The following is a 10,919-nucleotide window of genomic DNA, read 5'->3' on the forward strand; positions in this document are numbered from 1 at the left end:
GGTGGTGCTCCTATCAGGTGCCGGCCGGGCCGGCGGTGCGACGGGGTCTTCTGGTCTGGGTGCGGCTGCGGCGGGCGGCGACGCGCTCGGCGGCGCGGGCCAGCTCCGGGACGGCGGCGCCGCCGGAGTGCAGGTGCGCGGCGAGGGCGCGGACGGTGGGGTGGGTGAACAGGTCGACCAACGGGATCCGGCGGGCGAGCCGGGCGGTGACCTGGGCGTGCACCCGTGCCAGGGCGAGCGAATTCCCGCCCACGTCGAAGAAGTTTTCGGCGTTCCCGACTTCGGCGACACCGAGGACTTCGCACCAGGCACGGGCGATCACGGCCTCGGTCACGGCGAGCGCCGCCGGATCCGCGGCCACCGACGGCGGCCGTGTCCGAGCACGGGTCATCGCGGCGGGCGCGGCGGTGCGGACGCCCGCCCGCGGCAGTTCCGGCACGCTCGTCCCGACCGGCGCGTCCGGCGCCGCGGCCAGCGCGCCGAGCAGCGCGACGTAGTCCTCGGCGAGCCCGGCCATCCGGGCGTGGTCGAACAGGTCCGGGTTGTACAGCAGTTCGACGCCGTCGTCGTGGACGTACACCGTGAGGTCGAACGGCGACCCCGGCTTGTCGACCGGCAGCCACGCCGACCGCACGCCGGGCAGGTCCAGCCCCGGCTCGGTGAAGTTCAGGACGTTGAACATCACCTGCACGAGCGGGGCGTGCGCGGGATCGCGGGGCACGCCGAGCGCCTCGACGAGCCGCTCGACCGGCGCGGCCGGATGCGCGGTCGCGGCGAGGAGTTCGGCGCCGCCGTCGCGGACGTGCGTGGCGAAGTCCGCGGCGTCGTCGGCTCGCAGCCGCACCGGCACGATGTCCACGAAGAACCCCGCGACCTCCTGGCACTCGGCGAGCTGCCGGTCCGCGACGACCGTGGCGACCAGGTGGTCGGTCGCGCCGGTCAGCCGCCGCAGCAGCTGGCCGAACGCGGCGAGCAGCACCCCGGCGCGCGTCGTGCCGGTGCGGGCGGCCAGCGCCCGGACCGACTCGGCGGCACCGTCCGGAAAGGACTGACGCAGGCTCGCGCCCCGGTAGGTCTGCACGGCCGGGCGCGGCCGATCCCGTGGAATGTCCACTGTGGCCGGTGCACCGGCGAGATGCCCGGTCCACCAGGCGACGTCGACGGCCTCCCGGCGTTCGTCGCGTCCGGCCCGCCACACCGCGTAGTCCGCATAGGACGCCACCGGCGGCGGCAGCGGCTCGCCCCGGTAGGCCGCCGACAGGTCGGCGCACAGCAGCTCCTGCGACCAGCCGTCGAACACCGCGTGATGCAGCGTGAAGCCGAGCACATGCTCCGCCTCGCCGAGCCGGTAAAGCCTTACGCGCCAGGGAGCCTCGCGGTCGAGGTGCACCGGCGTCGCGGCGTCGGCGGCCAGCCGGGCGCGCAGTCCGTCCTCGGTCACCGGCGCCACCGGCAGCGGAACGTCCGACGGTGGCAGGAGATCCGCCAGCGGCGCGCCGTCGACGGCGCGGATCCGCCAGCGGAGCACGTCGTGCCGCTCGGCGACCGCGCGCAAGGCGTGGCGCAGCGCGTCGACGTCCAGCGCGCCGGTCAGCCGGAACGCCATCGCGATGTTGTACGGCGCGGCGTCCGGCGCGAGCTGGTCGAGGAACCACAGCCGCCGCTGCGGCGGGGACAGCGCGGGCGCGTGCCCGGTGGTCAGCCCCGGCCCGGTCAGCGGCAGTGCGGCCGCCACCCGCCGGGTGAGCCCGTCGAGAGTGCCGGCGGCGAGGACGTCCTCCGTGGCGACGTCCGCGGCCAGCTCCGCCCGCAGCGCCGCGACCAGGCGCATCGCGGCGATCGAATTCCCGCCCGAGGACAGGAAATCCGTCCCCGCGCCGTCGCCGAGCACCCGCCGCCAGATCGCCGCGACCGCGCGTTCGGCCGGGGTGCCGAGCGGGCCGAGATCCTCCCGTTGTCCCGCCAGCACAGCTTCGGCCAGGTCGCGCAACGCGGGCCGGTCGATCTTGCCGGTGACCGGGTTGACCGGCAGGCGGTCGAGCACCCGGACCGCGGCCGGGCGCATCGCCGCGGTGAGCAGGTCCCGGCCGATTGTGTCCACATCGGACGGTGCGGACGCCGGTGCCAGGAAGGCCACCAGCCGGGTGCCCGCCTGCCCGGGGACGGCCACCACGGCGGCGGCGTCGACGTCCCGGTGAGTCGTGAGCGCGGCCTCCACCTCGCCCAGCTCGATCCGCTGGCCGCGGACCTTCACCTGGCGGTCGGCGCGGCCGGCGAACTCGAGACGGCCGTCGGGCAGCTCGCGGACCAGGTCGCCGGTGCGGTAGAGCCGTTCCCCCGGCGTCATCGGGTCGTCGACGAACTTCGCGGCGGTCAGCTCCGGGCTGCCGAGGTAGCCGAGCGCGAGGCCAGGGCCGCCGATGAGCAGCTCGCCGATCTCGCCGGGCGCGACCGGCCGCAGCTCGGCGTCCGCGACGTACGCCCGGTGGTTCGGCGTCGGGCGGCCGAGCGGCAGTGGGTCGGCTGGGATGCCGGTGACCTCGTCGGTGACGACCACGACGGTGGTTTCGGTGGGGCCGTAGGCGTTGAAGAACCGCCGTCCCGGCAGCCAGCGCGCGGCGAGCTCCGCGGGCACCGGCTCGCCACCGCAGGCGATGACGCGCCAGCCGGGAACGGCCGCGGGGTCCAGCATGGACAGCAGCGTCGGCGTGACGAAGCCCCACTCGACGTCGTGCTCGACGAGGAACCGCCGCAGCCGTTCGGGGTCGGCGCGGTCGGCGGCGCCGGCGAGCTGGACCGATCCGCCGTGCGCCAGTGGGACGAACACGTCCATGGTGAAGGCGTCGAAGGCGAGTGAGGAGATGCCGAGCGACCGGGCGCCGGGCCGGACCCCGAGGGCGGCGGCGAACCCGGTGACGAACGCGACCACGTTGCGGTGACTGGTCAGCACGCCCTTGGGGCGGCCGGTGGAGCCGGAGGTGTAGAGGAGGTGGACGAGGTCGTCCGGCCCGGCGGGGCAGTCGGCAGGCCCGTCGGCGGGCGGGGGCACGTCGAGAGTTTCGATGCCTTCAGTGGCGCCGAATTCGGCCCGCGCGCAGTCGCCGACGACAAGGGAGATCCCGGCGTCCGCGGCGATTTCGGCCAGCCGTGTCTTCGGGCCGCCGGGTTCGAGCGGCACGTAGGCGGCCCCGGACAGCAGCACGCCCACGACGGTCGAGATCAGCTCCGGCCGCCGGTCGGCGCAGACGCCGACGCGGGTGCCGGGCCCGGCACCCCGAGCCTGCAGCAGCCGGGCGACGCCGGTCGCCGACGCGACCAGTTCGCGGTAGGTCAGCCGGACGTCACCCTGCCGGACGGCGACGGCATGCGGGGTGCGCGCGGCCTGGGCGAGGATCAGCCCGGTGAGCGTGGTGTCCGGATAGGACAGTGGCGGGCCGTGGCCACCCACGACGGGCAAGGTGTCGGTCACCGAGGGGTCTCCTGGTCGGTTGTGTGGTGAGGCAGTGGGTCGATCCAGTGCCGCTCTCGTTGGAACGGGTAGCCCGGCAAGGGGACGCGGCCGGGATCGCCGTCCGCTACCCCTTCGATCTCGCCGCCCGCGGCCCAGTGGGCGGCCATGTCCCGCTCCGCCCCGGCCGGGCCCTCGACGTCGGTTCCGTTCGCCAGCACCGCATCGAGCGCGGCGACCGCCGACGCGACCGAGTCCGCCACCACGGCGGCCCGGCACGCGAACGCCCGCCGCACCGAAAGCGTGTACGCCGCGTCCCTGAGGTCCGGAGCGTCCGTGGCGAGCCGGTCGCGCAGCCGGGACACCGCCTCGCGCAACGCCTTCGCGTCACGCGCGGACACCGGCAACACGAACGGACCGCCGGCCGCCTGCCGTGGCGGGCCGGCAGGGGCCTCCTCCACGATCACGTGCACGTTCGTGCCGCCCATGCCGAACGAGCTGACCCCGGCCACCCGCCGCTCGCGGGCAGGCCAGTCGGTGGCCTTCGCCGGGACGTACCAGGGGCCGCCCGCCAGGTCGACCTCCGGGTGCGGGGCGGTGAAGTGCAGGTTCGGCGGGATGACGCCGTGCCGCACGGACAACACGGCCTTGATCAGCCCGGCGATGCCCGCCGCCGCGTCGAGGTGCCCGATGTTCGTCTTCACCGAACCCAGCGCACACGTTTCGGGTGGTGTGTCCCCGTAGACGCGGTTGAGCGCGGCCACCTCGATCGCGTCGCCGAGCGGGGTGCCGCTGCCGTGGGCTTCGAGCAGCGCGACCTCGTCCGGGGCGACCTCCGCGACGGCCAGCGCCTCGGCCACCGCGGCAGCCTGCCCGGCCGGCCCCGGAACGGCGTAGCCCGCACGGTCCGGGCCGTCGTTGGTGATCGCCCAGCCGGGCAGCACGGCGTAAACGTGGTCGCGGTCGGCGAGTGCGTCCGCCAGCCGCCGCAGCACGACCACCCCGGCGCCGGAGCTGAACCCGGCCCCCGCCGCGGCGACGTCGAACGCGCGGCACCGGCCGTCCGGTGAGGCGAGCCCGCCGCCGCGGTACCGCGGCCACGTCACGCTCGCCCCGCCGGCCAGCGCGACGTCGCACCGATAGTCCGCGAGGCTCTGCGCGGCCAGCGCCACCGCCGCGAGCGAGCTGGAGCACGCGCTCTGCACGGCTACCGCGGGCCCGGTCAGCCCCAGCCGGTAGGCGACCTGGCCGGGCAGGTGGTCGGTGAGCTGGCGGCCGGTCAGCCGCCCCTCCCAGTCGTCGGGGTCGACGTCGCCGGTCACCGCCGGGTTGCCGAACAGGTGGAACAGGAAGTAGCGATTCACCGAGGCGGCCGTGAACACCCCGACCGGCCCGGTCTCGGCGGCGGGGTCGCGTCCGGCGTCTTCGAGTGCCTGCCAGGCCGTTTCGAGGAACAGCCGGTGCTGCGGGTCGGTCCGCGCGGCTTCGTCGGCGGTGAACCCGAAGAACCCGGCGTCGAACTCCTCGACGCCCTCGATCCGGCCTCCCGCCCGCACATACGCCGGGTCGGCACGCAGGCGCGGCCCGATGCCCAGCGCCGCCAGCTCGTCGTCGGCGTAGTCGTGGATCGAGTCGACGCCCGCGCAGAGGTTCCACCAGAACGAGGCGGCGTCCGGCGCGCCGGGGAACCGGCAGGCCAGCCCGACGACGGCGATGAGATCCCCGGTCTGCTCCTCCGCGGTGACCGGCTGCGAAGTGTCCGAAGTGGACTCCGTGAGCCAGGCGGCCTGCCCGGCGATCGTCGTACGCTCGAACAAAGCGAGCAGCGGGACGTCCACCCCGAACTCGTCGGCCAGCTCAGCCTGCACGCGGCCGAGCCGCAGCGAGTCGCCGCCGGCGTCGAAGAACGCCTCGGTGCGCCCGACCCGCCCACGGCCCAGCACCGCGCACCAGATCCGGTGCACACGTTCCTCGGCAGGGGTCAGCCGCTCGGCTGGGACGGTCGCGGCCGACCGCGGGTCCGGAAGCGCCAGTTCGTCGAGTTTTCCGGTGACGGTCAGCGGAAACCCGTCCAGCACCGCGACGGCCGCGGGAACCGAGTAGCCGGGCAGGACGTCCGCCAGCGCGGCCCTCAGCACCCTGCCGTCCGGACGCGGGCCTGCCGCGGTCACGTAGGCGAGCAGGTCGCCGTCGCGCACGATCGCGCGGGCTTCGGCCACGCCGGGCTGTTCGGCGAGCCGGGCCTCGATCTCGGTCAACTCCACCCGGAACCCGCGCACCTTGACCTGCCGGTCGAGCCGTCCGAGGCAGACGAGGTTCCCGTCCGGGAGCAGCCTGCCGAGGTCACCGGTCCGGTAACGACGGCCGCCGTCGGACGTCACCCCGAACGCCGGGCTCGGCTGGTCGAGGTAGCCGTCGACGAGGTGCCGCCCGCGCACTTCGAGTTCGCCGCTGTCCAGCACGGTGAGCGTGAACCCGGGCAGCGGGCGCCCGATCGGCAGCGGCCCGTCGGCGTCCGGGTCCAGCTCGGCGGCGGTCGTCCGGTAGTGCGCGGCGAAAGTCACCTCGGTGGCGCCGTAGCCGTTGACGAACACGCAGTCCGGCGCGAACCGGCCGCGGCGGACGTCGGCGTGGGTCGCCTGCTCGCCGCCGAGCAGCACGGTCCGCACGGACGGGAGGCCGGTCTCGCCGAGGACGTCGAGCAGATGCCGGTAGACCGTGGGCGTCGAGTGGTAGACGGTCACCTCGTGCCTGGCCAGCTCGCGCGCGGCGTGGGCGAGGCCGTGCGCGCGCAGGTCGACGGGTACGAGCGCGGCGCCGGTGAGCAGTGCCGGATACAGGTCCGGGATCGCCGCGTCGAAGCCGAACGACGCGAGCAGGCTGAGCCGGTCGGCCGCGGTGATGCCGAGCGCGGCGATCTGGTTGTCGACGACGTGCAGGAGGTTGCGGTGGGTCTGCGCGACGGCCTTCGGACGGCCGGTGGACCCGGAGGTGAACAGCACGTACGCCACGCTGTCCGGATCGGTTTGGGGCACCGGGAGCGCCGCGGTCTCCGTGCCCGAGCGCACGAGCCGAGCGGATCCGTTACGGCACAAGTACTCCGCCAGCTCGTCGTACTCCGGATCCGCGAGCACGGCGGTCACCCGCGCGGCCGTGAGCTGGTACTCGAGACGCTCTCGGGGGAAGGTCGGGTCCAGCGGGACGTAGGTGCAGCCCGCGGCGAGGGCGCCGAAGATCGCCGCGATCGCGGCGCTGCCGTGCCCGGTGACCAGCCCGACCCGCTCCCCCTGCCGGACACCGGCGTCACGCAACCGCAGCGCTCGGCCGCCCGCGAGCCCGGCAAGCCGGGCGTAGGTGAGCCCTGTGCCGTGCTCGAAGACCGCGATCCGGTCGGGCGATTGCCGGGCGTGCACGTCGAATCGGCTGACACAGCCGGCTTGTGTCATCGGGCGTCGAGCAGTCGCTCCGAGGTTTTTCGGGCGCGCGACAACAACGGCGTGGACTTCATCTTGCTCCCCAGTGAACATTCAGGTGAAGAATTACGCAAGGTTAAGACGACCGGCCGCGCGACGGAATACGAATTTCGTTGATTTGGTTCGAATGGCCTACTGATCTTGGACCATACGGTGCAGTTATCGCCGTCTTGTGACCGGATCGGCCACCAAGACCACGCTTCGCAACCGGCCACCGGCCACCATCGACACTCGATCGACTACGCTTCGTAATGCGTCGGATATTAACCGACACCGTGCCACGAAATACGTTCACAACGGCAACAGGTGAATTCTCGAAATCGATTCAGAAATACGATTCCCGATCGCGCGGACTTCTTGGAACTCGACATTCGAGACGAACTTACGTCCGTCGTAAAGTTACGCTCGACCTAGACGGCTAAGTGTCCGATTAGCCCGCTTTACGCGGTTTCGCGAAGGGGTCGCAGACTATCGAGGTGGCGTACGGCCTACGGCGCTCTCCGGTCCGTGAAGGCCTCCTTGAGGGACCCTGGGTCCCTCAAGGAGGCCTTCATTTGTGTACCTACGTCTGACCTGCGGGTTGGTGGGTGGGTCGTGAGGTGATGCCACCACCAGGTCGATGGACGTCGCGGTGACTGGACACCGATCTCGCGTGATTGAAGGCGGAACTCGCCCGTGACCGGGTCCGCCGTGAGTTCCGCGTCCCATCACGTGAGTTCCGCGTCCAGTCACGCGAGATCCGCTTCCAATCACGCGTGTCACGCCTAAGGCCACACGACGACCAAGGGGGACCTCAGAGCGCGAACCCCGAGCAGTGGGTAAGCAAATGCGGCGCCCTCAAGGAGGCCTTCACGGACCTTCCGCAGCTGCTCTCCGGTCCCGAAAGTGGCTTCGGGACGCGTGCGTTCATCGTCCTCAATGGACTCCCACTACGTGACCGAACATTTTCGAGGCTGTGCACACGGTCGCCAGCTCGCCGGAACCACGCGCGCATCCGGCGAGTCCCAGTTGAGAACCGGCCGTACAACGACTACAAGGGAACGAATGAAGACCCTACTCAAGAAAGCGACGATCACTGCCGCGGCGAGCACGCTGCTGCTCGGCCTCACCGTGGTGGGCACCGCCTCCGCCGAGGCCGCGGCCATCACCTGCGACACGAAGTCCAGCGGCAAGGACGGCCCCTTCTACCGCGGGAAATCCGCTTCTTACGCCTACGACGACCGGTTCAGCAAGAGCCACCCCGTCCCGGCGCTGGAAACCAACATCCCCCAGGGCACGGCGACCTGGTCGAATTGGGACGGGTCGAACGACCTGATCCTGGTCACCTCGTACGAGTCAGGCCACCGCAGCGCCATCATCATCGGCATCGACGCCAAGACCGGCAAGCAGGTCGGCCAGGCGCTGCTCGCGTACTCGCACGTCGGCGGGATCGCCGTATTCGAGAAGCAGGGCTGGGCGTTCGTGTCGGGCAAGGGCGACACGATCCGCAAGTACTCGCTGGCGAAGCTGAAGAACGCGATCAAGAAGTCGCTGCCCATCGAGCAGGACGGGAAGGCGCAGACCGTCTACGCCTCCTCTTTCCTCACCAGCCACGGCCCGACCAACACCCTGTGGGCGGGCAAGTTCGAGGACGCCAAGCGCGGATCGATGCACTCGTACACCGTCGGCTCCGACGGCAAGCTGGGCTACCGGCCGGGGTCGTGGGAGGTGCCGACGAAGACGCAGGGCCTCGTCGTCACCAAGGACGTGTTCATCTACAGCACGTCGCACGGCAGGAACAACCGCAGCAACATCTACGTGGTCCGGCGCGGCGCCGGCGACAAAGACCTGGACACGGCCAAGAAGCACTGCTTCCGCGCGCCGAGCATGTCCGAGGGACTGACGGTCTACGGCAGCAACGTCTACCTGGCGTTCGAGTCCGGCGCGCACTACTACAGCAAGGCCGCGGACAAGCCGAGGAACATCATCTCGAACCTGCACAAGGCACCACTGTCGTCTTTGGAGTCGCTCGCGCCTCGGTGACGTAGTGCGCGACCTCGCGGCGTGACACTGACCAGCCGACGGGTGTCGGCCGCACTCAAAGTGTCCACTAAGGACGAATCCTGGCGGCCGGATGTCCACTTGAGACCTATGTGCGGTTTCGCGAAGGGTCGTGAGTGGCGTTTCGGGTTCTAACCCGAAACGCCACTCACGACCCCGGCACCGCTATGCCACCTTTGCCTTACCCCTCACTGGCTCGCCTGCTGCTCGGCGATCCAGTCCCGGTACACCGTCACATCGGTCCAGATGCCCAGACCGCTGGCGCACTTCGGATCCGCGTCACCATCGCGGCTGGTCGCACCGACCAGTTCCCACTCACCCGGCCTGCCCTTGATCTGCGGCCCACCCGAATCGCCGTAGCAGCCCATCGCGTCCGGCGTGTCGGAACCGGTGCAGATCTCCTTGCCCGTGGCCACATCGCGGCATTCCTCCGCCGGCATGACCTTGGTGTCCAGCTCCTGGAGGATCTCCGGCGCCCCGCAGTTCTGCTCGGCGCAGTGCTCACCCCAGCCGAGGATCCGGGTCGCCGTTCCCGCGTCGCCCGCGGCCTCGGCGATCTTGATCGGCTGCTCGGTCACCGCTTTGTCCAACCGCACCAGCGCGATGTCCCCGCCCGGCGGCTTCTGCCTGGCGAAGTCCGGATGCACGATGATCCGGCTGACGCCGGCCTCGGTGCCCCCGCTGTTGTGCTGCCGTGCCCCGATCCTGGCCCTGACCTGTCCCGGCTTCGCTCCCTGCACGCAGTGCGCCGCGGTCACCACCCAGTTCTCGCTGATCAGCGAGCCGCCGCAGAAATGCTTCCCGCCCTCCTGCAGCGACACCATGAACGAATAGTCCTCGGTGGCGTCGTGCCCGCCGATGACGTACGGCGTCGGACCTTCAGCCGCCGCGGCGCCCCCCGGCACCAGCACCGCTCCCACCGCGGCCAAGCCGACCGCCAGAATCCCTGTTTTGCGAAGCATGATCGCCAACTCCCCGTAGATGACCAATTGCTGACAGTCGTCACGCTATGGGGTGATGATCACGACTGGATCGGCTTATCGGCCGGGTGTACATCGGCCGAATGGCCGACCCAGCGTGACACCGCGCCCCACGATGGGCGAGCGCGGGCAGGCGTGTCGTGGATGCTCAGCTTGTCCACTGTGGACATTGGCTGAGCCAGGCGGACCTCAGTTCGAGGCCGGTGACGCGCTGGACTTCCGCGACCTGAGCACGCGAGGCGACGGATCAGCTCACCGGCCTCAGCCCTTCGGTGCCACCTTCCCGATGGCGGCGGTGGCCAAGGCGGTCACCCCGTCCTTGACCGGCGCGCCATCGGTCTGGTTGGTGTAGTCGACGTGGTAGACGACATTGCGGTACCGCGCCGTGACCGCCACCGAGTGGCCGCGTTTTCCCTGCTCGACGACCAAGGCCTCATCGGCGTCCTTCACGTTCACCGAAGCCCCGTTCCGGACCCGGCGCTTCAGGTGTTCCGTCGCGGCGTCCACGCCCGACTTCGTGCGGGTGGCGCGATAGACGTAGCTGGTGACGATCACGTGCGCCGCCCGGACCTTGTCCTTGAGGAAGGTGTCGGTGTTCCCCCAGAGGCATTGCCCCTGCGCCACGGAGTCCGACGTGGTGTCGCCCGAAAGCGCCTTGAACTCGGTCCGTCCGGGGATGTAGGGAGCCACCTCGCCCTTGTCGAAGAGCGCACAACCGATCGGCGCCTTCGCCAGGTCCTGTGAGGCGTCCACCGGCGGTGGCCCGTCCGAGTCGCTTTTCCTGATGAAGAACCAGTATCCGCCGAAAGCCAGCCCGAGCACCATGACGGTGCCCAGTGCCAGCATCGTGATCAGCAGCCCGGTCTTCTTCTTGCGTGGCGGCGGTTGCCGGCCCCAGCCCCCACCCTGCTGAAGATAGGGCTGGTGGTACTGCTGCCCCGGATACGACCCTGGCGGACCGGGCTGACTCATCGAACT

The 10,919-nt window shown here is 71.2% G+C and carries 5 protein-coding genes; 1 reads left to right on the top strand and 4 read right to left on the bottom strand.

The annotated features are described in order from the left end of the window. Positions 1-13: 13 nt before the first annotated feature. Positions 14-3,469 (bottom strand): non-ribosomal peptide synthetase, encoded by a 3,456-nt coding sequence (locus DL991_RS04755; protein ID WP_125781321.1) that lies wholly within the window; start codon positions 3,467-3,469, stop codon positions 14-16. Continuing rightward, on the bottom strand, positions 3,466-6,894 hold the full coding sequence (locus DL991_RS04760; RefSeq protein ID WP_125781323.1) for an amino acid adenylation domain-containing protein: 3,429 nt from the start codon (positions 6,892-6,894) through the stop codon (positions 3,466-3,468). The genes DL991_RS04755 and DL991_RS04760 overlap by 4 nt, the downstream gene beginning before the upstream one ends. A gap of 1,071 nt (positions 6,895-7,965) precedes the next feature. Here DL991_RS04760 and DL991_RS04765 point away from each other — a divergent pair. Beyond that, positions 7,966-8,943 carry a hypothetical protein gene (locus tag DL991_RS04765; protein ID WP_125781325.1) on the top strand — a complete coding sequence of 326 codons (978 nt, stop codon included), beginning with the start codon at positions 7,966-7,968 and terminating at the stop codon, positions 8,941-8,943. 206 nt (positions 8,944-9,149) lie between these two features. On the opposite strand, the gene DL991_RS04770 is transcribed toward DL991_RS04765, so the two are convergent. Both DL991_RS04770 and DL991_RS04775 read right to left on the bottom strand, forming a co-directional pair. Then, positions 9,150-9,923, bottom strand: coding sequence for a trypsin-like serine protease (locus DL991_RS04770; protein ID WP_125781327.1), 774 nt, complete (start codon positions 9,921-9,923; stop codon positions 9,150-9,152). A 279-nt stretch (positions 9,924-10,202) separates the two neighbouring features. Continuing rightward, entirely contained in the window at positions 10,203-10,913 is a 711-nt protein-coding gene (locus tag DL991_RS04775; protein WP_125781329.1) for a hypothetical protein, read from the bottom strand. Between the last annotated feature and the right edge of the window lie 6 nt (positions 10,914-10,919).

This window comes from Amycolatopsis sp. WAC 01375 (assembly GCF_003947325.1).
Classification (GTDB): Bacteria; Actinomycetota; Actinomycetes; order Mycobacteriales; family Pseudonocardiaceae; genus Amycolatopsis.